The sequence below is a fragment of the Prosthecobacter sp. genome, from assembly GCF_044226605.1.
In the GTDB taxonomy this organism is placed as follows: domain Bacteria; phylum Verrucomicrobiota; class Verrucomicrobiia; order Verrucomicrobiales; family Verrucomicrobiaceae; genus Prosthecobacter.
The window spans coordinates 55,444-78,599 of record NZ_JBGAGS010000021.1; the positions used below are offsets into that span (position 1 = coordinate 55,444).

Here is a 23,156-nt window from a genome sequence, read left to right on the forward strand (position 1 = left end):
GTTGAACCCGCTCAACCTCCGGCCCTATGCTTAAAAAAGTTAAAATCACCAACGTCCATTCCGGAAAATTCGTCGAGGCCCTTGTGGACACGGACACCGATGAGAAGGCCCTCATCGGCGCAGGCGTGGCGCAGAATGAAACCTCGACCATCCAGACCATCACTGGCGTCGATGAAAAGCTGCACCGTCTGACGAGTCCCAAGCCCAATACCGAGGACAGCGCCGCCTTTTTCGCCGGCCTCGGGCGCTGCCTTGAGCGCAACATCTCGCTGACCAAGTCGCTCCTGCTGCAGACCAACCGCGTCAAGTCGGCCACTTACAAGGGCATGATCGCCGAGGTCGTGCATGCCATCTCAGTGGGCGACAAGTTCAGCGATGCCATCGCCAAATTTCCCAAGCTCTTCCCCGATGACATGCTCTCCCTCATCCTCGCGGGTGAAGAGGCGGGTCAGCTTTCCAAGGTTTGCAAACGTATCGCTGTTTCGCAGAAAAAATCCTCCAAGGTCATCAAGAAGCTCAAGGGCGGCCTGATCTATCCTGCCGTGGTTATTGTTCTTGGCGTGGGCGTCGTGATCGTCATGAGCTTCACGCTCGTGCCAGCCATGGCAAAGCTGTTTGAATCCTTCAAGACCGATCTGCCCTTGGGCACCAAAGTGCTCATCGCCCTTTCGGATCTTTTCCTTCATCGTCCTTATCTGGCCATCCTTCCGTTTATTGCCCTGTATTTCTTCTTTTCCAACTGGGGCAAGATCAGCTCTCTGCGCCCCATGCAGGATCTCTTTCTGAAGATCCCGGCTGTGGGGGTGCTGGTGCGCAAATCCGCCGCCGCCACTGGCTTCCGCACCCTCGCCATGCTCACGGAGTCCAACGTGCGCCTGAGCAGCGCGCTGGACATTACCGCCCAGGCCAGCTGGCACTATCATTACAAGGAATTGTTTGTCCGCCTCCGAGAGCACATCGCCGTGGGCCGCACGCTGCATGAGGCATTCCTCATGGAGTCGCACTGGCTCGGCCCTGATGCGCGAAACCTTTGCGGCCTTATCGAGCTCGCATCCGAAACTGGCTCCGGCACCGAAATGCTCTCCGAAATCGCCGACGACTACGAAGAGGATTTGGACAATCTGGCCGCCACACTGGACAAGATGATCGAGCCCCTAACCATGCTCATTCTCGGCGTCATGGTCGGCTTCCTCATCTACGCCATCTATGGCCCGATGTTCAGCCTTGGCGATGTGATCTTGAAGAAGAAATAGCCGCGACACACATGGTCGGCCCCCGCCGGATTCTGGCGGGGTGTCATGAGAGAAGCCTGCCCTCCTTAACGTTATCGGCTTGGAGTTTAGGTAAATATTCAATCGCCCAACCATGAACAAAAGCATATCTCTCTCCATCCTTGCCCTCGCTGGCACCCTGCTGATGTCCTCCTGCGCCAGTGGTCCTTCCTATTCATCCAGCGTGAACTCGCAGGGCTTGAAGCCCGCTCCTGGTAAAGGACTGGTGCTGATTTATTGGGACGGCGGCATGGTGGGCAGAGCAACCACCTGGGATGTCTACGCCAACGACCAGCTCGTGACCCACGGCATGCGCCGCGGTGGCTTCTGCAGCATTCAGGCTCAGCCCGGCCCGCTAAAACTCGAAACCAAGCAGGGGTGGAACTGGGCATCCCTCGCTGGACTCAACTTGATCAACCAAGTCAAAAAGGATCAGCCGACGCTCACCATCGCCCCCAATCAAACTTACTTCATGGAGATGGCCTTTGGCACCTGGCGGGAAAAGATCACCCAGGTTTCCGCCGAACAGGGCAAAGAAGACATCGCAGACTGTCACTGGGTCAACAAGCCAAGCTCGTAACGATCCTTTCGGACCAGTGCGCCTTGTAATTTGCCACTTAAAGGCGCTTGAAAATCCAAAGGGAATGATCCGTTGTATCGGGCCATGAAATTGATCCTGCTGTTCAGCCTTCTCGCCGTCTACGTTCTTCACGCCGCAGACAAGCCCTTCACCATGCCGGGGCTCAAGCAGGACATCGAATTCGCGAAGGCGGGAGATGTCAGCCTCACACTCGATGCTTTCGTGCCAGAAGGCGCAGGACCTTTTGCCACCTGCATCCTCGTGCATGGCGGCGGCTTCACCAAGGGGGACAAGCATTCCTTCATCAAGCCGCTTTTTGAACCGCTCTCGAAGGCAGGCTTCACTTGGTTCACGATCAACTACCGCCTCGCGCCCCAGCATGCCTGGCCGGCTTGCGTCACGGATGTCGCAAGCGCCATCAAGTGGGTGAAGGCGCACGCGGCGGAGTACAAGGTGGATGTAAAACGCATCGCCATCATCGGCGAGTCTGCCGGCGGCCATCTCGTCTCATGGGCAGGCGTGACGGGTCAAGGGGAGACGAGTGTGGCGGCAGTAGTTCCGTTTTATGCACCTCATGATCTGACGGTTCAGGCAGAGCGTCGCAAGGCGCTTGGTGGCTTGAGCGGTTTGATCGGCATGGAGGAGCTCAATGCCGAGTCCCTGAAAAGGCTGGCAGAAATTTCGCCGATCAATCACATCCGGCCCGGCCTGCCGCCTTTCCTGCAAATCCATGGTGACAAGGATGAAACCGTGCCCATTTCGCAGAGCGTCAACTTTGAGGCGAAGACCAAGGCCGCCGGGAACTCGTGCGAGACGATCACGGTGCCAGGCGGCGGTCACGGCATGGGCGGCTGGGAGAAACTGGGATCCGACTATCAGACGCAGCTGATTGCATGGCTGCGCAAGACACTGAAGGAGGCGCAATGATTCAGCCATCGAACACGTTCCGTAACCACCCATCATAACCATGATCCGCACTCTCATCTCCCTTCTGGCCATCATCGCCACCGCTTTCTCACCGGCCGCAGATGCCCCGCTGCCTGCGAAAGACAAGTTCCACCTCTTCTTGCTCGTGGGCCAGTCCAACATGGCAGGGCGCGGCGTGGTGGAGGCTCAGGACAAAGAAGCAAACCCGCGGGTGCTGATGCTGAACAAGGAGGGGCAATGGGTGCCTGCCGTGGATCCGCTTCACTTTGACAAAGCCGCAGCCGGTGTCGGCCTGGGCAAAACATTTGGCGAGATCATCGCCGAGGCAAACCCGGGCGTGACAATCGGTTTGATTCCCTGCGCAGTGGGCGGCTCGCCAATTGACACCTGGAAGCCTGGTGCATTTTATGCGGGCACCAAAACCCATCCCTGGGATGACATGGTGAAACGCGTGGAACTCGCGCTGCCAGCAGGCACGATCAAAGGCATCCTCTGGCATCAAGGCGAGAGCGATTCCAACAAGGACCTGGCCCCGGCTTACGCTGCTAAACTGCGGGATCTGGTGAAACGTTTGCGCGACCTCGTGAAGTCTCCTGACGTGCCATTCATCGCCGGGCAGATGGGCAAGTTCGATGACGTGCCGTGGTCGCCTGAGAAAGAGGTGGTGGATCAGGCATCACGCGAGCTGCCGAAACACGTGCCGCATACTGCCTTTGTGACAGCGGAAGGCCTGAAACACAAAGGCGACAAGGTTCACTTCGACGCAGCTGCGTACCGGGAACTGGGCAAACGATATGCCGCGGCCTTTTTAAAGATGTCAAAGTGAGACGCGCGTTCCGGGCGTGAAAAGCGCGGTGTATCTTTAGGCACAAAAGTCCCAGAAATGGACGCAAAAAGAGTGGGGATTGACGGGCTGCGCCCCGTACCTTCCCGCACCATGACGCGCCTTGCTCTCCCGCTACTTGCCCTGCTGCTCACGACTTCTCTGCGTGCTGAATTTAAAGCCGGAGCAGCGGTGGTCGACATCTCCCCGCCCAAGCTGCCAGTGCTGGTGAACGGAGGAATGCTGAGCCGCTACGTGGACAAGATCAACACCCGCGTGCATGCACGGGCGATCATGGCAACGGATGGCAAAACAGAAGTCGCCATTGTGGTGGCAGACAGCTGCATGATGAGCCGTGAAGTGCTGGACGATGCGAAGAAAATGGCCGCAGCGAAGACGGGGATCCCGGCTGATCGCATGCTCATCTCCGCCACCCATGCACACTCGACCCCCGCCTCCATGGGTTGCCTGGGCACCGATCCAGACCCTAGCTATGTGCCTTATTTGAAGGAAAAACTCGTCGAAGCCATCGCGGCTGCCAAGTCGTCCATGGTCCCCGCCCGGATCGGATTCGCGAAAGCAGATGCCAACCAGTTCACAGCGCTGCGGCAATGGATTCGCAGGCCTGACCGTGTGGTCGAAGACCCCTTTGGCAACAAGTCCGTGCGGGCGAACATGCATGCCGGCCGCAACTGGGACGATGTGACGGGCGAATCCGGACCGGAGGATCCCGACCTTTCGCTCATTTCTTTTCAAACGAAGGCAGGCAAGCCATTGGCGGTGCTGGCAAACTTTTCGATGCACTACTTCGGCGACAAGGATATCAGTGCGGACTACTTCGGCTTGTTTTCAGACGGACTGGCCCAGCGCATCGACCCGCAGGGCAAAATGGTCGGCATCATGTCGCATGGGTGCAGCGGAGACATCTATCGCGTCGATTACACGGTGCCGGAGAAAGACCGCCCGAAGGTCACCATTGAAGAATACACGAACGGCTTGCTCGACATCGCGATGAAGGCCTACGCAGGCATCAAGTACAACGAACCGCAGAACCTTGCGATGACGGAAACGCGCATGACATTGAAATACCGCACGCCCGACAAGCAGCGCCTTGAATGGGCGCAGCGCGTGATGGCGGAGGTTGGGGACCGGCTGGCGAAGACGCCCACGGAAGTTTATGCGCGCGAGCAGATCATTCTCAACGAGCGGCAGCAGACGGAGATCGTGGTGCAGGGACTGCGCATCGGGGACATCGGCATCGCTACGACGCCAAATGAAACCTATGCGATCACCGGACTGAAAATCAAAGCGGCAAGCCCCCTTCCCCATAACATGGTCATCGAACTCGCGAACGGTGGGGATGGCTACATCCCGCCGCCCGAGATGCATGCCTGGGGTGGCTACAACACCTGGGCGGCCCGCTCCGCCGGGCTGGAAGTGGATGCAGAACCCAGGATCACCGGCGCAGCCATTGCAGCACTGGAAAAGGTCTCGGGAGAACAGCGCATGCCATGGAAGCTGCCCGCCGGCCCCGCTGCCAAGGCGGTGCTGGACATGAAACCCGCGGCCTACTGGCGCCTGAACGAGTTTACCGGACCCGTGGCGGAGGATGAAACAGCTCACGGTCACAACGGCATCTATGAGCGTGATGTGGCCTACTATCTTGAAGGGCCGAAATCGGCGGCCTTCTGCGCCGAGGGCAGCGTCAACCGCGCGCCTCATCTGGTTGGCGCACGCATCCGCTCACGCTTTGCAGAACTGGGCGGCCAGTATTCGGTATCGCTGTGGTTTTGGAACGGCATGCCCAACGAAGGGCGTGATGTCAGCGGCTGGCTGTTTTCCCGTGGCGACGACCACGGGCTCAGCGTCTCCGGCGACCACCTCGGCATCGGTGGCAAAAGTGGCAACACCGGCAGGTTAATCTTTTTCACTGGCACGGACGACAGAGGCGTGGTGGCAGGCAAGATGGAAATTCCCCGCTGGCAGTGGCAGCACCTTGTGCTGGTGCGGGACGGGCCGAAAATTCGCGCTTACCTCAATGGCGCGCTGGAACTGGAAACAGTAACTCATCTCGCCCGGATGAGGCCTCCCTATGACTGTTTCTTCGGTGGCCGCAGCGACGGTGACTCCAGCTGGGAAGGCCGCCTGGATGAGATCGCAGTGTTTGACCGTCCCCTCAGCGCGGCTGAGATCGCCAAACTGGAGGTCAAATAAGAACTGGAGAGCTGTTCATTTACACAGCCCAGTGCGCCGAACTGTCCCTTGCATATCCACCCCTGCTGGGTAACAAAAACAGTCCCTGATGAAAACAGGGCTTCGGGGAGTGTCCCGAAGATTCCTCATGTCAGAACACAAAAACTCAAACAGTTGGACCCTGGCCCTAGTGGCTTTGGGGGTGGTATTTGGGGACATCGGCACAAGTCCGCTCTATGCGTTGCGGGAATGTCTCACTCATGCGGGTTATACCCCTGGCCGTGATGGGGTGGACATGATTTATGGGCCCATTTCCCTGATGTTTTGGTCCCTCACGCTGATGGTATCCCTCAAGTACCTCAGCCTCCTGAGCCATGCCACTGCGCAGGGAGAAGGCGGCATGTTTGCTCTGCTGTCGCTGTTGCGATCCAAAAAGGAAGCCCTGAGCGCCAAGGCCAGCGCCTTCGTGGTCCTCGTTGTCCTGTTCGGCGCCGCCTTGCTTTACGGCGATGGCATGATCACTCCTGCCATCTCGGTGCTCTCAGCCGTGGAGGGGCTGAAACAGATCAGTGCGGACCTCTCGCAGCACATCATCGTGTACATCTCCGTGGCCATCATCTTTGCCCTCTTCATGGTGCAGAAATACGGCACGGCCAAAATCGGAGTGGCATTTGGGCCGATCATGATTCTCTGGTTTGGCGCTCTGGCGGTGCTGGGGTTTTATCGCTACATCCAGCATCCTGAGGTCATTGCCGCGTTGTCACCACATTGGGGCATCTATTATCTCATGCACCACGGCTATCACGGCATTGTCATCATGGGGATGGTTCTGCTGGCGGTCACCGGCTGCGAAGCCCTCTATGCAGACATCGGTCATTTTGGCGCAAAGCCGCTGAAACGCGCCTGGTTTTTGCTCGTCTATCCGGCCCTCATTTTTAACTACCTCGGGCAGGGAGCCCTGGTCATCAGCGATCCGAAGGCACTGGAGCACCCCTTCTTCAGACTTGTTCCGCAGTCCCTGCTGGTGCCCATGATCATCCTGGCCACCGCCGCCACCATCATCGCCTCGCAGGCCATGATCACCGGCGTTTACTCACTCACGCAGCAGGCGGTGCAGCTTGGCTACCTGCCGCGCTTGAAAATCATTCACACCAATCCCGACGTGCGTGGCCAGATCTACATGCCGCAGGTCAATTTCCTCCTTATGGTTGCCTGTATCGCCTTGGTGATCGGCTTTGAGACCTCCAGCAATCTTGCCTCCGCCTACGGTCTGTCGGTGTCCATGGAGATGTTTCTGACGAGCATTCTGTTTTTCTTTGTTTCTCGTCGCATCTGGGGCTGGGCGTTTTGGAAGGCCTTTTTCCCGGTGCTGGTGTTTGCCAGCATCGAGGCAGGCTACGTCTCCGGCAGCCTGATCAAATTCATGCAGGGTGCCTGGTTTCCGCTGGCGGTTGCAGCTTGCATCTGGGTGATCATGAAAACCTGGACGGACGGGCGCGCCATCCTCTTCCAGGCCATGCAGCGTGGCCGCCTGCCGGTAGTGCATCTGGTCGATGAACTTAAGCGAGACCGCATCATCCGAGTTCCCGGAGCGGCCGTCTTCATGTCTGCCAGCGCCGACGGCCTGCCGCTCGCACTGCTGCATCATTTGAAACACAACAAGGCGCTCCATAAGCAGGTGGTCCTGCTCAGTGTGAAGTTTGAAGACGCTCCATATGTTTGCAAGGAGGCCCGCCATGAAATCAGCGAGTATTACGAGGAGTTTTACCGCGTTGTCCTGCGCTACGGCTTTGCCGAATCCCCGGACGTTTTCAATGATCTCTGCGAAGCGTTGACGGACAAAACCAAGGTGAAGCGCAATGGCATCACCTTCTATCAAAGCCGTGAAGTGCTGCTGACCAACGGCCCTGGAAAAATGGCCAGCTGGCGCAAAAAACTCTTCGTCATGCTTTCCCGCCTTTCCCGCCCCGCCACCGGTTACTTCGATCTGCCTCCGCGTCAGGTCATTGAACTTGGCATTCAGCTGGAAGTGTAGGCGGCATCCGCCTGTTAAACTGAGCCTTCATGATATTGTTCCGATCCCTTCTCCCCGCGCTCTGCATTTTCGCCAGCGTTCGCGTTTTCGCTGAAACCCCAGTCCCAACCCAGGCCAACGTGCCCTATGGCCCACATCCCCGCCAGGTCATGGATTTTTACCAGGCGAAAGCAGCGGGTGCGACGCCGCTGCTTTTTTTCGTTCACGGCGGTGGATGGATGACCGGGGACAAAGCGACCCCTGCCCCAGATTTTCTCGTCAAGTGCCTTGAAAACGGCATCTCCTTGGTTTCGATCAACTACCGTCTTATCACGGACGCCCAGCAGGAAAAAATCATGCCGCCGGTGAAAGCCTGCCTGGATGATTCAGCGCGTGCCCTGCAGTTTGTCCGCAGCAAAGCCGCCGAATGGCGCATCGACAAAGACCGCATCGGCGGCTGCGGTGGCTCGGCAGGTGGCTTCACGGTGCTTTACCTCGGGTTCCATTCCGACATGGCGGATGCCGGTAGCGCTGACCCCGTCTCACGCGAGTCCACCCGCCTGCGCTGCGTAATGGCCTTCGTGCCCCAGACCTCTCTGGACCCGAAGCAGATGAAGGCCTGGATCCCGAACAACGAATACGGCAACCACGCTTTTGGACTCGCCAGCATGCAGGAGTTCCTCGACAAGCGGGACAACCTGATGCCATGGATCGACCAGTTCTCCCCCTATGCTCTGGCAAGTGCGGATGATCCTCCCGTGCTTCTGTTCTACGACAGCACTCCAGACCTCGGAAAGCCCCCCGCCAAAGACCCGGTGCACTCCGGCAATTTCGGCGCCGGAATTGCTGAGAAACTTAAGGCCGTTGGAATCGAACACGAGATCAACTACAACAATGATTACGCCCACATGAAGTATCCAGACCTGTTCGGCTTCCTGGTGGCGAAGCTGAAAAAGTAGCAACTCGCTCAGTGCCGGCCTTGGATCAAGACCCCCAAAGCGAGGATGATCAGCAGCACGAGCGCCACCCACCACCAGATGTTTTTCGTGAGAGGTTGCTTGGACGATTGGCCGCCAAATTCACGAGCCACAAAGTCGTCGTAGTCGAACTCATCATCAGGCAGATCGAGGCCATCCTCATGGGTGTCGCCGCTCCAGCCCGATTTGGCACAGGCTCCACAGTCGTTACAGGCGGCGGCGCCACGCGGCACCCATTCCCCACATACGGGACACTGCCCTGGTGGCTTGAACCGATCGCTCATGGCGCGCGGTTTACCGAGGGCTGACGGCTGAGCGGTTCTGCACTCGCGGCAAAGCGGGTGTTAGAAGTGTGCAAACGATGGAAGGCAGCCGTGTCGGCCATGCCGCCCAAATTGAGCAGAGGCGCCCATGCCGCCTGTCGGGAGGGACTTGCCGCAGGTCCACGCCGCAGTGGGGTGAGCATGACCAGCACCGCGGTGAGCGTCACGGTGGCGGCGAGCATCTGGCTCGTGGTTCTGGCACGTTGCCGGGTCATTAATGGGTGCCATTATTTAACTTGTATAAAATAATGTCAACTGGCGAGTTTGATTGCCCTTTTTTGCTTGTTTTCACCGGTTTATCAGCCAGCGATGCGCCGTGATTTTGATCCTTACGGCAGGCTTTGGCGATGGGCATAACACCGCCGCACGCTCTGTGGCGGAGGCGATGAGACGCCTGTGCCCCGGGGAAGAAATCGAAATGACCGACCTCATCAGCGAGGCGCTGCCACTGATCTCGGGCGTGTGCAAAAGCCTGTACCAATTTGCCATCACCCACTGGCCGGCGAGCTGGCGCATGACGTATGAGCTCATGGGCAGGCGCTCGGTCACCGGCCCGGACGCCATGTGGCAGATGGCACTGGTGAGCGCCCTGCAGCAGCGCATCGAGACCCGGCAGCCGCGCCTCATCATCAGCACCTACCCTCTGTATGCCATCCTGCTCGAGTCCCTGGCCAAACGTCAGACCGTCCCGCCGCTGTGCACCGTCATCACCGACTCCATCAGCGTGAACCGGGTTTGGGTCATGTCTGGGAGCGATCTCTTCTGCGTGGCCGACGACGAGACGAAGAAAGTCGTGGCCGGCTTCGGAGTGCCGGAATCGAAAATCCGCGTCACAGGCTTCCCTGTGGATCTCGCCTTCACCGAGCCGCTGCCAGAGCAACCGCCGGCTTCCCATCCACGCATCCTCTACCTGCCCTCCACCACCGGCAGGCGTGTAGCCGCCACTTTGGAGGCGCTGAAGCCTCTTTTTCGCAGCGGCGTGAAAATGACGCTGCCCGTGGGCAAGCATGACAAGCGTCTCTATCACGTGCTGCGGCGCTTCACGGACTCCATGCCAGAAGGGACTGTCGAGATTATTGGCTGGACCCGCCGCATTCCCGAGTTTTTGCGGACCCATGACGTCGTCATCTGCAAAGCCGGCGGTGCCATCCTGCATGAAGTGCTTGCGGCCAGGATTCCCGCTGTCATCGACTACATCGTTCCCGGCCAGGAGGAGGGAAATGCCGAAATGCTCGTCAAACACGACGGCGGCGTGGTGACTCAGAACGCCGAGGATACGGCGGCGGCGGTCGAAAGCATTCTCACCAACAACAGCGCCGTGGGCCGCCGGATGCGCGCCAGCATGGCCAGGATCAGCATGCCGGATGCCGCCATGCGCACCGCCAAGGCCGCACTGAGCGTGGCCGACTCCTGAACCATGTCCTCCTCCATTCCCGTCGTCTGCGCCATCATCCTGCGGCAAGACCGAGTCATGCTCGCGCAGCGTCCGCATGGCAAAACGCTTGGCGGACTGTGGGAGTTTCCCGGTGGCAAGGTCGAGGCAGGAGAATCCGCCGAGGCGGCGTTGCACCGTGAGCTCATGGAAGAACTTGGCTGCACCGTGGAGATCACCCAATCGCTCGCGCCCTTCGAGCATGCCTACGCCTGGGGCAGCATTCGATTGATCCCGTTTGTATGCAAACTCTCCGCTGGCAGCCCTGAGCCGCATGCCCATGAGCATGCGGCGCTGGCGTGGGTCACATGCGAGGAGTTGAAATCCTATGATCTTGCGCCTGCGGACGTTCCACTGCTGGGAGCCTTTTGAGGCGGCCCCTTACTGTGACCTGCCCCACGCTCCTCGCCGTGCAGCTCGCGCCTCATGCTCCAGTTCCCGGAGATGATTCTCAAATTCATATTCCCGGCGTCCATCCGGCATCATTGTGCCACGGGTATGTATCCGGCACAGCCCGGCTCTGACCAGTTTTTCAGAGAGCTCCTCCCCGTCGTCAAAGAACACCAGGGCATAGGTGCGCTGACTGTCATACACGCGCTGCCAGCGTGTTTGAACGACAAAGTGTTTCTCTCGCAGCAGTGTTTCGGTGAAGGCTTTTGCCTCCAGCCCCACCTGGAGGGTTTGCGCTATGCTCAGGCCGCCAAAATAGCTGGCCTGATCCTTCAGGCGGTTTTTTACCAAGGCATATTCACGCTTTTCCGGGCAATCAACGAAGTACAATCGCAAAACGTGCTCGCCGCCTTCTTCATCCACGATCTTGAAGCTGTCGCCATCATTGCTGGCATCTTCCATGATCTTCGCATGGTCCAGTTTGACGAAAAAGCCATCCGGCACCGGGGCCGGGAGCGGGGATTTGACGCGATAATGATCCCAGACCTGCAGCAGCGCTGCGAGCGCCCAGAACACCGCCCACAACTTCCGTCCCACATTTCTCCGCCGCTTCATGTGCCGCGCTTGTTGCCGAAAAGGTCAATGTGCAGACGAGGGGAATAGCGCCAGCCCGTTCGCTTGCACACATCGACCAGCCAGGCCTGGCGCGCCCGCAGCGCCTCTTGGGTGATCCCCTCCGGCATGAGCAGAATTTTTTCTGGAGGCACCGGCACGCCGATGGAGCCCACCACGCTGCTCACCTCTTCCACGTCCGCTTCCGTGGCGATGACAAATTTGAGCTGGTAGTCGTAGTTCGCGCACCACTCTCTGAGCACCTCCGGCTGAAGGCGCAGGCGCTCGTGTTTTTCCGCCCAGGCTTTGCCTGCCTTCGCCTCGCCCGGGTTGGAATGCGCCAGCTTTGGGCTGAGCGAAGCCAGATCACAAGCCACGCCGTTCGGCGCGATGGTGCCTGCGGTTTCGATGGTGATGTGCTTGCCAGCGGCCCGCAGTTGCCCCAGCAGCTCCGGCATGCCCTTGGCCACCATCGGTTCGCCACCCGTAACGACGACGTAGCGCGTCGGCTCGCGCTGCACCACGTCCATGATTTCCTCCACGCTCATCTCGGTGCCCTCAGGCTTCCACGACGCATACGGTGTATCGCACCACACGCAGCGCAGGTTGCAGCCCGAAGTCCGAACAAACACCGACGGCACTCCGACAAGAGTGCCTTCACCCTGCACGGAATAAAAGGTCTCGGAAATCAGCATGGATCATGGAGCCTTCCACTCGGCCGCATGGCGGGCAAAAGCAGGCGCGGCGCGTTGCAGAGCCTCGTCGATGTCTGCCTGCGTGTGGGCCAGACTGATGAACCAAAGGCCGCGCTCGATGGCGCGCACGCCTTCCTCCAGCAAGCATCGGCGCAGGTGCGCCCAGCGTGGCGCATCCTGACGCAGCACATAGTCACGATAGTTGGTGATGGGCCCGGCAGGCGCACCAGACTTGAGCATGGTGGCATGGAAGACCAGTCCTGGCCCCTGAGGCTGCAGCGGAATGTGGTGCTCAGCGGCCAGCTTGCTCAAACCGGCCATCAACTGCGCGCCAAGGGAGATCATTCCAGCGGGGTGTTTGTCTCCCAGCGCCATGACTTGATCCAGGCACCACTTCGCTGCGGAGAGGCACAGCGGATTGGCATTCAAGGTGCCTGCGTGCACGACTTCGCCGCTCATGATCTTCTCAAACATCTTCTCCTTGCCAACGAGGGCCGCAAACGGCACTCCTCCGCCGATGGCCTTGCCAAGGATCGTCAGATCTGGCGTGAATCCGTAGTGGCTCTGTGCGCAGCCCGCTCCGAAGCGGAACCCGGTGATGGTCTCGTCAGCGATCATGACGATGCCGTTCTCATCGCACAATTCACGAATGGTATCGAGCATGCCGGGTGCGGCGGGCATGCAGCCTGTGTTGCACAGCACCGGCTCAAAGATGATGGCGGCGATTTGATCATGATGCTCCGCCACGCGCTGGCGCAGGTGCGCGGGATCATTCCAGCGAGCCACGACAAAGGTGTTCAGCACCTCGGGGATCACGCCTTTGCTGGGGTGCAGACGGGTGGGATCGTCCTCGGTGCCCCATTTGTCCGGCGGCGGCGCGTACCCCACCAGCCCTTCGTCCCCCCAGCCGTGATAGTGGCCTTCAAATTTCAAGATCAGCGAGCGGCCTGTATGCGCTCGCGCCAGTCTCAGGGCAGACAGCACCACTTCCGTGGCGCTGTTGTTGAAGCGCACACGCTCCGCACCCGGGATCATCTTTTGCAGCCGTTCGGCCACCTCGATCTCCAGTTCGCTCTGCGCCGCCCAGTGCGTGCCTTTGTGCGCCTGCGCGCCGATGGCGTCTGCCATGCCCGCGGGAGCATGTCCGTAGAGAATGGCCCCCTGCCCGATCTGAAAGTCGATGTATTCATTTCCATCCACATCAAACAGGCGCGAGCCCAGGCCGTGGTCGAAGTAGAGAGGCACGGGCACCTCCATTTTGCGGATGCCGCTGTTCACGCCGCCGGCGATGCTGCGCTGCGCCCGGGCAAAAAGCTCGGCGGATTTGGGAAAGGTGTAAGACATGGACGTAAGTCGGGAAGAGATATCAATGCAGCGGCGAACTGTCGTAGATCACCACTCGATCCCAGAACGTCTTGCACGCATCAACGAAGCGCTTGTGCTTCGGACAGTCTTTCTGGTAAAAGACGTGATCCTCCAAGTTTTTGAAATGGAGCGTAAGCGAATAGCTGAAGGTGTGGTCGCACACGGGACGCTTCTCTGTGTCTGCGGGCTTGCCCACCCAGGCGTGCACGAGGTAGTCGATCTCAAGCAGATGCATCACCTCCGTCTCGAAAGTGGCGCGCTGTTCAGCAGAAAGGTCGGGTTTGAGCCAGAAATAAACGTTGTGAATCATGGTGGCCAGATTGGTACGCGGACAGCGGGGGTGCGCAATCGGCAAACGCTGCGTTAAAGACCAAACCTGTTTCAAAGGGCGCGCAGATTCGGGCAATCGGAAAATCACGCAAAAAATGATGATTTTTTGCTAACCCGGGTCCGGATTGTGCGTTAATGATATTGAAGACAACGCCGCGGCTTTACCTGCCCGGTCGTTTTCACCCCCGCGCGAAGGACGATGGCCCCACTGGGAACGACTGAAAGTCCGCGTTGCACGTCACTACGAACAATGCAAACCTAGTACCATTATGAACACCCCTATCAACCTCGCTATCGGATCCCTTGGAAACATGGAGATCGTCATGATCGCCATCCTGATTCTCGTGCTGTTTGGCGCGAAAAAACTGCCCACCTTTGCCCGCAGCCTGGGCAAGAGCATGGGTGAGTTCAAGAAGGCTCGCACCGAGTTCGAAAACGAGCTCCAAAACGCCCAGGAAGAAGCGGAGCGCCCCAAGATCACCCCTCCCCAGGAAAAGCGCCAGCCTGTGGCCAACGTTGAAGATTCATAGTTGGTCTCATCCTGCTGCTGGCATGCTGCCACATCCACAGTTCACGCGGCGGGTCATCGGACCCGCCGTTTTTTTTGCCCTGGCGGCGTGGCTGGCCGCGGCGGAACCGGAGCGTCTAACCTTCTGCTCCTACAACTTGAAAAACTGGGTGACGGCTGACCCGGCTGCCGAACCTCCCGGAGTCACCAAACCGGAAGCCGAGCGAGTGCGGGTGGTGAGGATCCTGGCCGCCATAAAGCCCGACATTCTGGGGGTGTGTGAAATCGGCACCTCGGAGGACCTTGAGGAGTTTCAGCACCGGCTGCTCCAGGCGGGAGTGGACCTGCCGCACACGGAGATGGCCCACGGAGGAGATGAAACACGCCGGCTGGCACTGCTTTCCCGCCTGCCCATCAAAGCGCGCAACTCGCAGAATGCTTTGACCTATCAAATGGGTGTAAAGACCCTGCCGTTTCAACGCGGAATCCTGGATGTGACGATCTCCATCACACCCACCTTTGACCTGCATCTGCTCGGCGTGCATCTGAAGTCCATGCGCACGATCGTGGAGGCCGACCAGGCCATGATGCGCCGGAATGAGGCGCTGCTGCTGCGCCAGCATATTGACACCATCTTTGCCCGGGAGCCCGATGCCTTCATTTTGGCCTACGGAGACTTCAATGAACACCGCAACGAGCCCGCCGTGGCTGAAGTCATGGGCGGCCCGCGCACCGGCAGCACCACAATGCAAGACATCCTGCTGCGAGATGCCAATGGCGAAGTGTGGACTCATTTTTGGGATATTGCAGACGTGTACTCTCGCCTGGACTACTGCTTCGCCAGCCGCCTGCTCCGCCCCCACATCGACTACCGCAACAGTTTCATCTACTCCGAACGCGACGTGAACAAAGCCAGTGACCACCGCCCGCTCGTGCTCAAGATCAGCCCGGAACCCATTTTGAAGTCCGGGAAGCCTTGAAAGTCCGTGGGGCGATCATGCCTGACTACAACTGCACAGAGGGCCGCGTGCGAAGCACTTGAGTCAACGCCTGCTTCGCTTAGCGTCCTTATCCTTTCCCAACCATGAACGCCTATCAAATCACCGGGACCAATGGCCTCAATTCCCTTCATGCCGTGCACCTGCCGGATCCTAAAGCCGGCCCTGGCGAAGTTTTGGTCAAAATCCGCGCCACCTGCCTGAATTACAGGGACTACATGAACGTCATGGGAATCAAAGGCGTGACTGGTCCGGTGCCCCGCATTCCCTGCTCCGATGGTGCCGGCGAGGTGGTCTCAGTGGGTGAAGGTGTGACCACCTTCAAGCCGGGAGACCGTGTGGTCTGCCCCTTCATGCCGACCTGGCTGGACGGCGAATACACCCAGCAGCATGCGTCACAGGCGCTGGGCGGCGCGGTCGACGGCCTGCTGCGTGAACTGGCCGTCATCCGGACGGAGAGCCTTCTTCCCGTGCCCGCCTATCTCTCCCTGGAAGAGGCGGCCACGCTGCCCTGCGCTGCCGTCACAGCCTGGGATGCGCTTCACTGCCGGGGCGGACTGAAAGCCGGGGAAACCGTGCTCGTTCTCGGCACCGGTGGCGTCTCCATCTTCGCTCTCCAATTTGCCAAACTGGCAGGCGCGCGCGTGCTGGCCACGACGAGTTGCGACATCAAAGCCAAACATCTCCTCGAACTCGGCGCCGATGCGGTGCACAACTATAAAACCGACCCCGACTGGGACAAATGGGCGGTGAAGCAGACCGGCGGCCTCGGCGTGGACAAGGTCATCGAGATCGGCGGAGCGGAGACACTGAACCGCTCGCTCAAAGCCACTCGTTTTGGCGGGCACATCGCTCTCATCGGCGTGCTCACCGGCACCAGCGCGGAGGTGCAGACAGTGCAGATCCTGCGCAAAGGCATCCGCCTCGACGGCATCTACGTGGGCTCGCGCGAGATGTTTGCCCAGATGCTCGCAGAAATGGAACGTGTCAAAATGCAGCCGGTGATCGATTCGGTCTTTGAGTTCAGCCAGGCCACTGCAGCCTTTCAGAGAATTGCCAGCGGCAAGCATTTTGGAAAGATTGTGATTCGCCTGTGAGATCGGCGGCGGCATCTCGTTTGGGGTTTGCCATGTTATCGCGCCTTTCGTTCTCCAGCCTGATTTTCTCCACCGTCCTGATCTCTTCCACATTGCAGGCCGCTGCGCCCAATATCATCCTGATCATGTCAGACGACATGGGCTTCTCAGACATCGGATGCTACGGCGGAGAAATTCAGACGCCCAATTTGAACCGGCTGGCCGAAGGTGGCGTGCGGCTCAGCCAGTTTTACAACACCGGCCGCTGCTGCCCCACACGCGCCTCCCTGCTTACCGGCTTGTATCCTCACCAGGCCGGAATCGGGCACATGATGGAGGATCGCGGCCAAGATGGCTATCGGGGGGACCTGAACAACAGCAGCAGGACTATCGCCGAGGTCTTGAAGCCGGCGGGGTATCGCACCTACGCCGTGGGCAAATGGCATGTGACCAAGCACGCGGTGCCGGAAGGACCCAAGCACAACTGGCCCCTGCATCGCGGCTTTGACCGCTTCTATGGCACGATCACCGGTGCTGGCAGCTTTTATGATCCGGGCACGCTGACACGGGATGACGCCATGATCTCCCCCTTCGCCGATCCGCAATACAAGCCAAAGCAATACTACTATACAGATGCGATCAGTGACCACGCCATCCGCTTCATTGACGAGCACGTGCGCGATCAAAAAGAGAAGCCCTTTTTTCTCTACATGGCCTACACCGCGGCCCACTGGCCCATGCACGCGCTGGAAGAAGACGTGGCGAAATACCGCGGCAAATATGATGCGGGCTACGAGTCGGTCCGGCAGGCACGCCTGCTGCGCATGAAACAGATGGGGCTGATCGCGAAAGATGCCGAGATTTCCCCCACCAAGGGTGACTGGACCCAGGTCAAGGACAAGGCCTGGGAGGCACGCTGCATGGAGGTGTTTGCCGCCATGATCGACCGCATGGACCAGGGTATTGGCCGGGTGGTGAGCACCCTTGAGAAAAATGGACTCACGCAAAACACGCTCATTCTTTTTCTGCAGGACAATGGCGGGTGCCAGGAACCCATTGGCCGCCAGGCGCGCCCGCCAGCCTTCAATGAACAAAGCTTTCCCGTCATCGCGCAGGATGCCATCCGGGTGGACGTAATTCCCAAACAGACAAGAGATGGCAAGGCGGTGAAGCAGGGAGTGGGCATCATTCCCGGTGGCCCCAATGACTACATTGCCTATGGCGAAGCCTGGGCCAATGTTTCAAACACCCCTCACCGGGAGTATAAGCATTTCGTTCATGAAGGTGGCATTTCCACCCCTCTCATCGCTCACTGGCCCGCTGGCATTCCGGCCTCACGCCATGGCAAGATCGAAGCTCAGCCGGGGCATCTTGTCGACATCATGGCAACCTGTTCCGATGTGGCCGGAGCCAAATATCCTGCTGAAGTCGAGGGACGGCCTGTTCAACCCATGGAAGGAGTCAGCCTGCTGCCCTTGCTGCAGGGTGCCGGCCTTGCCTCTCGTTCGATTTTTTGGGAGCATGAGGGTAACCGCGCTCATCGCGCAGGCCCATGGAAACTGGTGGCCAAGGAAGACCAGCCGTGGGAACTCTACAACATCGACCAAGACCGGGCGGAACAGCACGATCTGGCGGGCAGCGAACCGGACCGCGTCAGATCCATGGCTGCCGCATGGGATGCGTGGGCGGCCAGAGCAAAGGTGCTGCCGCTCGGCACTTGGAAGAAGCCTGCAGGCAACAAACCTGCGAAGGCCGCACGTAAGAAAAACTGAGCGCACAGGATTTGATTTTGGAACGAATCATGCTCCCGTCAGCGTCCTATGGACCTCTCCCAAATCGCTCTTGATGCTCCCACCCTGAAGCTGGGCTTGTCCATTGTCAGCGGCCTTCTTCTGATCGCGATGGTGCGGATCGTGTTTTTGCTTCGCACCAACTCCCGTTTGATCGAAAGCACTGCCAAAATGGAGAAACAAGTGTTGATCCAGCATCAGGAAATCCTTTCTGTGCGCTCGGATTCCAATGCGTGGCGTGGTGAGCTGCAGCGCATGTTTGACGCCTTTCGTGCGGAGTTTTCCAAACGCCTGATGGAGTCCGAGCAGCGTTATCAGGACATCCAGGAGCGCACTGAAAACGTCACCAGGACGGCTAAACCTGCCATCACCTTGGTCAGCCCCCCTGCATCCATCGCCGCGACATTGGAAGAAGCCGCCGCCCCGGTGGAAAAAGCGGTCCTGCCTGTGCCTGCACTGAACATCTCCTGACACTCTGGCGGCCACCGATAGCCCTTTGGCATTGAAATTCCGCCAATGCGAAGGACTGCAAGCCTGATTGATTTGGAACAATATTTGCTGAATAAAGCTTCATGAAGAGCGCCATTCCTCAGGACGTCCAGATGCTGATCCTCGGTTTCAGCATCCTGGGCGGCCTGTTTCTCGTGGCCTTGGTGCGCATTTTCCAGCTCTCCCGTTCGAACCGCCGCATGCGGCTCGAAACCGCCAAAATGGAGAAGCAGGCCGCGCTGCAACAGCTTGAGATCACCGCCATCCACCACGACGCCATGTCATGGAGGGCCAGGGCCCAACGACAGTTTGACGCCCTGCGCAGCGATCTTTCTCATCGGTTGCTGCAGTCGGAGCAAGGAGGGGCGCGAGCTCTCGCCGATCTTGACAAGACCCACCAGAAAGCACTTTCTGAAGCTCTGGTCAAAATTTCTGAGCTTGAGGCCGAGCTCGCAGCAAAACCCCTGGCTTTGGTCCCTCCTCCCCTTCCTTTGCCTGCTGCACTGCCGAAGCCTCAGTCCCTTCAGCAGCCTGCCCTTCCCGCTTTGCCAGCCATGGAAACTCTGCGCATTCAAGCGCTGGAGTCTGATCTTGCCATGGCCAGGGCTGAACTCGCCGCGAGCAAGCAGCAAAACGCCGTCCTCCAGCGCGCACTGCTGCTGGCAAGGCGCAAACCGGCAGCAGCTCTCAGGAAAAGCCATCCGCGGAGCAGTGCTCGCAACGCCTGAACGAAGAAATAACTGAATGTTTTTCCTCTCGCCAACTTGGCGAGAACGTATTTATTCATTGATGCAAAGCACTGTGCACCGACTGTGCCGGCCAAGCAGCCCCAAACCCCTTTCGCACCATGACCGAGAACCCTACCGCAGACTCTCCTTTCGGCGACAGCCCGCCGCAGGATCCTTTCCAGGCTGCGAAAGCCAGCGCCTTGAAGGCCGCCGAAGAGTTGCGCGCAGCGGCTGCCCAGAAAGCATCCGAATTTCGTTCCGCGGCGGAGGCCCGGGCACAGCAGATCCGCAGTTCCGCCGAACAGAAAGCCACCGACATCAAGGAAAAAGCCGGTGAATTCAAAGAGAAGGCCGGTGAGTTCGCCGACAACACCCTCAATGAAGCCCGTGTGCGCATTGAAGATCTGCGCACCGAGGCGGAAAAATTTGCCCGTGAAAAGCCGCTGCAGGCACTGCTGACGGCGTTCGGCATTGGCTTTTTGGTAGGTGCGATCATGCGTCGCTGATCATTTATCGCGCCTCTCTCTTCATGAATCCAGGCCTTCCACCCGCCCCCGGTGAACGCGCCAGCGCAGCAGGTTTGCTGCGCGCAGTAGCATTGTACGTAGAAGCGCGTGGGCGCCTTCTGCACATTGAAGGCCAGGAGGCGGGCAGCCGTCTTTCGGGCCTCACCGTCATGTTCCTCCTGGCGCTGGCTGCTTTTGTCATCGGCTGGATGCTCGCCGCCCCGGCTTTGGTTTGGATCGTTGCTGAAGCCAACGGCTGGCACTGGACCCGTGTGGCTCTTGGCGGCGCCGCCATTCATCTGTTCATCGGCCTGCTTCTGCTCGCCGGACTCAAAACCAGGCTGCACGGAATTCAGCTTTTTGAGGAAACCTTCAACCAATTCCGCAGGGATCGCGAATGGCTGGCCAGCAACAAGAACGACTGACCCCAAAGCAGCAGGCTTTGCGTGATCTGGAGGACGCTCGCGCGTCGCTGGCTTATCATGCCTCTCACGCGGCGGAAGATTGGAGCCCGAAGGCCATCTTCACCCGCAGTGTGGAAAAACATCGTGCCGTGTGGCTCGGTGCCGCCGCCTTGGCGGGCGTGGCACTGCTTAAAAGTTTGTGGCCATCTGGCGGTGGCGGCAGCAGACACGAGGGCCATTTTGCCGGTGTTAAAAATCGTGGCTTGTTTGCTTTGCTTCTCAGTCCATTGCTGGCTTTCGCCCGCAAATCCGCACTGAATTACGGTGCTCAAATGTTTGAATCGTACCTGCGCCAGAAAGTTTCTCCGAACGAGCCTGGCGCCGGTGCAGTCTAGTGTCCTTACCCTTCATGTCCGAAACCAACCCACCCCCACAAGATTTACTTCCAGTCCTAGGCTCAGTGGACGACTACCTGCGCTTTTGCATGGAGTATGATGCGTCCGATCTGCATCTTGCCACCGGTGCCCAGCCGGTATGGCGTCGGTATGGCAATCTGCAGCCCATTTGGGACAATGCCGCGATTTTGACTCCCGAAGACGCCCGCCGTCTCGCTTATGGCTTCCTCGGTGAAGCCCAGATCAAGCACCTCGAATCTCGCGGGGACGTGGACTTCGCCTACTCGCCAAACTATGGCCGCTTCCGTTCCTCCGTCGTCCAGCAGCGCCTCGGGATCGACATGGTTTTCCGTGTGATCAAAACCCAGATCAAATCCGTCGAGGATCTTGGGCTGCCCGCCACCGCCAAAACGCTCACCCGTTTCCACAACGGCCTCATTCTCGTGACCGGTCCTGTGGGTTGCGGCAAGTCCACCACTCTCGCTGCGCTGGTGGACTCCATCAATGAAGAGCGTGAAGATCACATCATCACTCTGGAAGACCCGATTGAATACGTCATCGAGCCCAAAGGCTGCCATGTGAACCAGCGTGAGGTGCACACGCACACTGCATCCTTCGCCGCCGCGCTGCGCGGGGCGCTGCGTGAAGACCCGGACGTGATCATGATCGGTGAAATGCGCGACTTGGAAACGATCTCGCTGGCCATCACCGCTGCGGAAACGGGCCACTTGGTGCTTGGCACCCTGCACACCAGCAGCGCCGCTCGCACACTCGACCGTGTGCTTGACGTGTTCCCCATTGATCAGCGAGATCAGATCCGCATCATGGTCTCTGAATCCCTGCGTGGCATCCTTACCCAGCAGCTGGTGCCGAAAATCGATGGCAACGGCCGCGTGATGGCGCTCGAAGTCCTCGTCAACAATCCAGCCGTCGGCAACTGTATCCGTGAAGGCAAGACCTACATGCTTGCTGGCGTCATGCAGACCGGCAAGGGTGTCGGCATGGTCACGATGGACGACTCGTTGCGCAGTCTCTACTCCGCAGGACAAATCAGCCGCGAAGAATGTGAATCCCGCGCCGAGGACAAGGTCATCATGAAAAAGTTTTTTGAATCCTGAGGCCCTCACCCGCCAACCGCCAAACGCGAACGTCTCATGCCAATCATCGATCAATATTTCCAAAAGCTCATTGAACTGGGCGGTTCCGACCTTCATCTCAGCCAGAAGCAGCCGCCCAAGGTGCGTGTGCACGGCAGCATCAAGCCCATCTCCGACCAGATTCTCGAAGAACGCCTCATGGAGACCATGATGCGTGAAATCTGCGAGCCCCGCGCCTGGGATCGTTACAAGGAAAAGGGCGACCTCGACTTTGCCTACGAGATGGACGCGGACAACCGCTTCCGTTGCAACTACCTGCGCCAGCAGCACGGTTATGGCGCCGTGTTTCGTATCATTCCCACCAAGATCGCCAGCCTTGAACAGCTCGGCATCCCACCTGTGGTGAAGGAATTTGGCCACATGCGCAGCGGTCTGGTGCTCGTGACCGGCCCGACCGGTTCCGGCAAATCCACCACGCTGGCCGCCCTGCTCGACTACATCAATACCAACTTCCGCCGTCACATCATCACGATCGAAGAACCGATCGAGTTCGTGCACCGCAACAAGAAGAGCATCATCACCCAGCGTGAGGTGCCCATCCAGACCCCTTCCTTCGCCGATGGTCTGCGCGCCGCCCTGCGTGAAGATGCCGACATCGTGCTGGTGGGGGAAATGCGCGACCTTGAAACCATTTCGCTCGCCCTGACGGCGGCGGAAACGGGTCTGCTCGTTTTCGGCACCCTGCATACGAACAACGCCCGCAAGACCGTTGACCGTATCATTGACGTGTTCCCATCCGATCAGCAGAGCCAGGTGCGCACCATGCTCGCCGCCTCTCTCAAAGGTGTGGTTGCCCAGCTCCTCATGAAAAAGTCCGATGGCAAGGGACGCGCCGCCGTGAATGAAATCATGGTGTCCAATCCTGCCGTGGGTGCCATCATTCGTGAAGGTGCCACGCAAAAGCTCTACGACGTCATCATCGGCGGCAAATCTCAGGGCATGCAGTTCATGGATGAAGCCATCTGGCAGAAGCTTCGTGACGGCTATGTCTCCCCGATGGAAGCCTACATGAAGGCCATCGACAAAAACCGCTTCAAAGCCTTCCTTCCTCCCGAGGACGCCAATGTGGCGGTGGCAGGTGGTGGCGATGCCAACAAATGATTCGACTGCCCCTCGTGAGCAGTTGCGTCTTGCCGCACCATCCGGGGTGCATTAACATCGTCGCTATTCAAG

Annotated in this window: 25 protein-coding genes and 1 pseudogene; 20 read left to right on the top strand and 6 right to left on the bottom strand. The window is 59.0% G+C overall.

Annotation, left to right across the window (positions count from 1 at the left end):
* Positions 1 to 26 precede the first annotated feature (26 nt).
* The 7 genes and pseudogenes from ACILSO_RS25050 to ACILSO_RS25080 all read left to right on the top strand — a co-directional run bounded on the left by ACILSO_RS25050 (position 27) and on the right by ACILSO_RS25080 (position 8,767).
* The gene (locus ACILSO_RS25050; RefSeq protein ID WP_395740218.1) at positions 27 to 1,253 is read left to right on the top strand and encodes a type II secretion system F family protein; all 1,227 of its coding nucleotides are present in this window, start codon (positions 27 to 29) and stop codon (positions 1,251 to 1,253) included.
* Positions 1,254 to 1,365: 112 nt separating this feature from the next.
* Positions 1,366 to 1,851: a hypothetical protein gene (locus ACILSO_RS25055; RefSeq protein ID WP_395740219.1), complete on the top strand. Its 486-nt coding sequence runs from the start codon at positions 1,366 to 1,368 to the stop codon at positions 1,849 to 1,851.
* A gap of 84 nt (positions 1,852 to 1,935) precedes the next feature.
* Positions 1,936 to 2,778, top strand: a complete 843-nt coding sequence (locus ACILSO_RS25060) for an alpha/beta hydrolase fold domain-containing protein (protein ID WP_395740220.1) — start codon at positions 1,936 to 1,938, stop codon at positions 2,776 to 2,778.
* A 160-nt stretch (positions 2,779 to 2,938) separates the two neighbouring features.
* A pseudogene (locus ACILSO_RS25065) lies at positions 2,939 to 3,532 on the top strand (sialate O-acetylesterase); the annotation flags it as partial.
* Positions 3,533 to 3,715: 183 nt separating this feature from the next.
* Positions 3,716 to 5,815 carry a LamG-like jellyroll fold domain-containing protein gene (locus tag ACILSO_RS25070; RefSeq protein ID WP_395740221.1) on the top strand — a complete coding sequence of 700 codons (2,100 nt, stop codon included), beginning with the start codon at positions 3,716 to 3,718 and terminating at the stop codon, positions 5,813 to 5,815.
* Positions 5,816 to 5,942: 127 nt separating this feature from the next.
* Positions 5,943 to 7,829 (top strand): potassium transporter Kup, encoded by a 1,887-nt coding sequence (locus ACILSO_RS25075; protein ID WP_395740222.1) that lies wholly within the window; start codon positions 5,943 to 5,945, stop codon positions 7,827 to 7,829.
* Between the two features lie 149 nt (positions 7,830 to 7,978).
* Positions 7,979 to 8,767 carry an alpha/beta hydrolase fold domain-containing protein gene (locus ACILSO_RS25080; RefSeq protein WP_395740223.1) on the top strand — a complete coding sequence of 263 codons (789 nt, stop codon included), beginning with the start codon at positions 7,979 to 7,981 and terminating at the stop codon, positions 8,765 to 8,767.
* Between the two features lie 8 nt (positions 8,768 to 8,775).
* Here ACILSO_RS25080 and ACILSO_RS25085 read toward each other — a convergent pair whose 3' ends face one another.
* Together ACILSO_RS25085 and ACILSO_RS25090 are read right to left on the bottom strand one after the other, a co-directional pair.
* Positions 8,776 to 9,069, bottom strand: coding sequence for a zinc ribbon domain-containing protein (locus tag ACILSO_RS25085; RefSeq protein ID WP_395740224.1), 294 nt, complete (start codon positions 9,067 to 9,069; stop codon positions 8,776 to 8,778).
* Entirely contained in the window at positions 9,066 to 9,323 is a 258-nt protein-coding gene (locus ACILSO_RS25090) for a hypothetical protein (protein ID WP_395740225.1), read from the bottom strand. Before ACILSO_RS25090 ends, ACILSO_RS25085 begins: the two co-directional genes overlap by 4 nt.
* 101 nt (positions 9,324 to 9,424) lie before the next feature.
* Between ACILSO_RS25090 and ACILSO_RS25095 the strand changes: the two genes are divergently transcribed.
* Complete coding sequence (locus ACILSO_RS25095) at positions 9,425 to 10,522, top strand: MGDG synthase family glycosyltransferase (RefSeq protein ID WP_395740226.1); 1,098 nt, start codon at positions 9,425 to 9,427, stop codon at positions 10,520 to 10,522.
* A gap of 3 nt (positions 10,523 to 10,525) precedes the next feature.
* Complete coding sequence (locus ACILSO_RS25100; RefSeq protein WP_395740227.1) at positions 10,526 to 10,912, top strand: (deoxy)nucleoside triphosphate pyrophosphohydrolase; 387 nt, start codon at positions 10,526 to 10,528, stop codon at positions 10,910 to 10,912.
* A 9-nt stretch (positions 10,913 to 10,921) separates the two neighbouring features.
* On the opposite strand, the gene ACILSO_RS25105 is transcribed toward ACILSO_RS25100, so the two are convergent.
* From ACILSO_RS25105 to ACILSO_RS25120, 4 genes are read right to left on the bottom strand one after another with little or no spacing between them, the layout of a single operon-like run.
* Positions 10,922 to 11,506 (bottom strand): thermonuclease family protein, encoded by a 585-nt coding sequence (locus ACILSO_RS25105; RefSeq protein ID WP_395740296.1) that lies wholly within the window; start codon positions 11,504 to 11,506, stop codon positions 10,922 to 10,924.
* 35 nt (positions 11,507 to 11,541) lie between these two features.
* The gene (locus tag ACILSO_RS25110) at positions 11,542 to 12,237 is read right to left on the bottom strand and encodes a 7-carboxy-7-deazaguanine synthase QueE (protein ID WP_395740228.1); all 696 of its coding nucleotides are present in this window, start codon (positions 12,235 to 12,237) and stop codon (positions 11,542 to 11,544) included.
* A 3-nt stretch (positions 12,238 to 12,240) separates the two neighbouring features.
* A complete protein-coding gene (locus tag ACILSO_RS25115) occupies positions 12,241 to 13,581 on the bottom strand; it encodes an aspartate aminotransferase family protein (protein WP_395740229.1) in 1,341 nt (446 codons plus the stop codon).
* A 22-nt stretch (positions 13,582 to 13,603) separates the two neighbouring features.
* Positions 13,604 to 13,912, bottom strand: a complete 309-nt coding sequence (locus ACILSO_RS25120) for a Dabb family protein (RefSeq protein WP_395740230.1) — start codon at positions 13,910 to 13,912, stop codon at positions 13,604 to 13,606.
* Positions 13,913 to 14,201: 289 nt separating this feature from the next.
* Between ACILSO_RS25120 and ACILSO_RS25125 the strand changes: the two genes are divergently transcribed.
* The 11 genes from ACILSO_RS25125 to ACILSO_RS25175 all read left to right on the top strand — a co-directional run bounded on the left by ACILSO_RS25125 (position 14,202) and on the right by ACILSO_RS25175 (position 23,084).
* Complete coding sequence (locus ACILSO_RS25125; RefSeq protein WP_395740231.1) at positions 14,202 to 14,462, top strand: twin-arginine translocase TatA/TatE family subunit; 261 nt, start codon at positions 14,202 to 14,204, stop codon at positions 14,460 to 14,462.
* Positions 14,463 to 14,484: 22 nt separating this feature from the next.
* Positions 14,485 to 15,420 carry an endonuclease/exonuclease/phosphatase family protein gene (locus ACILSO_RS25130; protein ID WP_395740232.1) on the top strand — a complete coding sequence of 312 codons (936 nt, stop codon included), beginning with the start codon at positions 14,485 to 14,487 and terminating at the stop codon, positions 15,418 to 15,420.
* 104 nt (positions 15,421 to 15,524) lie between these two features.
* Positions 15,525 to 16,535, top strand: coding sequence for an NAD(P)-dependent alcohol dehydrogenase (locus ACILSO_RS25135; protein WP_395740233.1), 1,011 nt, complete (start codon positions 15,525 to 15,527; stop codon positions 16,533 to 16,535).
* 32 nt (positions 16,536 to 16,567) lie between these two features.
* Complete coding sequence (locus tag ACILSO_RS25140) at positions 16,568 to 18,286, top strand: arylsulfatase (protein ID WP_395740234.1); 1,719 nt, start codon at positions 16,568 to 16,570, stop codon at positions 18,284 to 18,286.
* 48 nt (positions 18,287 to 18,334) lie between these two features.
* A complete protein-coding gene (locus ACILSO_RS25145; protein ID WP_395740235.1) occupies positions 18,335 to 18,775 on the top strand; it encodes a hypothetical protein in 441 nt (146 codons plus the stop codon).
* 101 nt (positions 18,776 to 18,876) lie between these two features.
* Complete coding sequence (locus ACILSO_RS25150; RefSeq protein ID WP_395740236.1) at positions 18,877 to 19,521, top strand: hypothetical protein; 645 nt, start codon at positions 18,877 to 18,879, stop codon at positions 19,519 to 19,521.
* Positions 19,522 to 19,640: 119 nt separating this feature from the next.
* Positions 19,641 to 20,027 carry a YqjD family protein gene (locus ACILSO_RS25155; RefSeq protein ID WP_395740237.1) on the top strand — a complete coding sequence of 129 codons (387 nt, stop codon included), beginning with the start codon at positions 19,641 to 19,643 and terminating at the stop codon, positions 20,025 to 20,027.
* Positions 20,028 to 20,050: 23 nt separating this feature from the next.
* Positions 20,051 to 20,452: a phage holin family protein gene (locus ACILSO_RS25160; protein ID WP_395740238.1), complete on the top strand. Its 402-nt coding sequence runs from the start codon at positions 20,051 to 20,053 to the stop codon at positions 20,450 to 20,452.
* Positions 20,425 to 20,826, top strand: a complete 402-nt coding sequence (locus tag ACILSO_RS25165) for a hypothetical protein (RefSeq protein ID WP_395740239.1) — start codon at positions 20,425 to 20,427, stop codon at positions 20,824 to 20,826. The genes ACILSO_RS25160 and ACILSO_RS25165 overlap by 28 nt, the downstream gene beginning before the upstream one ends.
* A gap of 14 nt (positions 20,827 to 20,840) precedes the next feature.
* Positions 20,841 to 21,944 carry a type IV pilus twitching motility protein PilT gene (locus ACILSO_RS25170; protein WP_395740240.1) on the top strand — a complete coding sequence of 368 codons (1,104 nt, stop codon included), beginning with the start codon at positions 20,841 to 20,843 and terminating at the stop codon, positions 21,942 to 21,944.
* 36 nt (positions 21,945 to 21,980) lie between these two features.
* A complete protein-coding gene (locus ACILSO_RS25175; RefSeq protein WP_395740241.1) occupies positions 21,981 to 23,084 on the top strand; it encodes a type IV pilus twitching motility protein PilT in 1,104 nt (367 codons plus the stop codon).
* The last annotated feature ends 72 nt before the right edge of the window (positions 23,085 to 23,156 follow it).

Coding starts and splice junctions, on each gene's coding strand:
- ACILSO_RS25050 (WP_395740218.1), top strand. CDS start 27: ATGCTTAAAAAAGTTAAAATCACCAACGTCCATTCCGGAAAATTCGTC.
- ACILSO_RS25055 (WP_395740219.1), top strand. CDS start 1,366: ATGAACAAAAGCATATCTCTCTCCATCCTTGCCCTCGCTGGCACCCTG.
- ACILSO_RS25060 (WP_395740220.1), top strand. CDS start 1,936: ATGAAATTGATCCTGCTGTTCAGCCTTCTCGCCGTCTACGTTCTTCAC.
- ACILSO_RS25070 (WP_395740221.1), top strand. CDS start 3,716: ATGACGCGCCTTGCTCTCCCGCTACTTGCCCTGCTGCTCACGACTTCT.
- ACILSO_RS25075 (WP_395740222.1), top strand. CDS start 5,943: ATGTCAGAACACAAAAACTCAAACAGTTGGACCCTGGCCCTAGTGGCT.
- ACILSO_RS25080 (WP_395740223.1), top strand. CDS start 7,979: ATGGATTTTTACCAGGCGAAAGCAGCGGGTGCGACGCCGCTGCTTTTT.
- ACILSO_RS25085 (WP_395740224.1), bottom strand. CDS start 9,069: ATGAGCGATCGGTTCAAGCCACCAGGGCAGTGTCCCGTATGTGGGGAA.
- ACILSO_RS25090 (WP_395740225.1), bottom strand. CDS start 9,323: ATGACCCGGCAACGTGCCAGAACCACGAGCCAGATGCTCGCCGCCACC.
- ACILSO_RS25100 (WP_395740227.1), top strand. CDS start 10,526: ATGTCCTCCTCCATTCCCGTCGTCTGCGCCATCATCCTGCGGCAAGAC.
- ACILSO_RS25110 (WP_395740228.1), bottom strand. CDS start 12,237: ATGCTGATTTCCGAGACCTTTTATTCCGTGCAGGGTGAAGGCACTCTT.
- ACILSO_RS25115 (WP_395740229.1), bottom strand. CDS start 13,581: ATGTCTTACACCTTTCCCAAATCCGCCGAGCTTTTTGCCCGGGCGCAG.
- ACILSO_RS25120 (WP_395740230.1), bottom strand. CDS start 13,912: ATGATTCACAACGTTTATTTCTGGCTCAAACCCGACCTTTCTGCTGAA.
- ACILSO_RS25125 (WP_395740231.1), top strand. CDS start 14,202: ATGAACACCCCTATCAACCTCGCTATCGGATCCCTTGGAAACATGGAG.
- ACILSO_RS25130 (WP_395740232.1), top strand. CDS start 14,485: ATGCTGCCACATCCACAGTTCACGCGGCGGGTCATCGGACCCGCCGTT.
- ACILSO_RS25135 (WP_395740233.1), top strand. CDS start 15,525: ATGAACGCCTATCAAATCACCGGGACCAATGGCCTCAATTCCCTTCAT.
- ACILSO_RS25140 (WP_395740234.1), top strand. CDS start 16,568: ATGTTATCGCGCCTTTCGTTCTCCAGCCTGATTTTCTCCACCGTCCTG.
- ACILSO_RS25145 (WP_395740235.1), top strand. CDS start 18,335: ATGGACCTCTCCCAAATCGCTCTTGATGCTCCCACCCTGAAGCTGGGC.
- ACILSO_RS25150 (WP_395740236.1), top strand. CDS start 18,877: ATGAAGAGCGCCATTCCTCAGGACGTCCAGATGCTGATCCTCGGTTTC.
- ACILSO_RS25155 (WP_395740237.1), top strand. CDS start 19,641: ATGACCGAGAACCCTACCGCAGACTCTCCTTTCGGCGACAGCCCGCCG.
- ACILSO_RS25160 (WP_395740238.1), top strand. CDS start 20,051: ATGAATCCAGGCCTTCCACCCGCCCCCGGTGAACGCGCCAGCGCAGCA.
- ACILSO_RS25165 (WP_395740239.1), top strand. CDS start 20,425: ATGGCTGGCCAGCAACAAGAACGACTGACCCCAAAGCAGCAGGCTTTG.
- ACILSO_RS25170 (WP_395740240.1), top strand. CDS start 20,841: ATGTCCGAAACCAACCCACCCCCACAAGATTTACTTCCAGTCCTAGGC.
- ACILSO_RS25175 (WP_395740241.1), top strand. CDS start 21,981: ATGCCAATCATCGATCAATATTTCCAAAAGCTCATTGAACTGGGCGGT.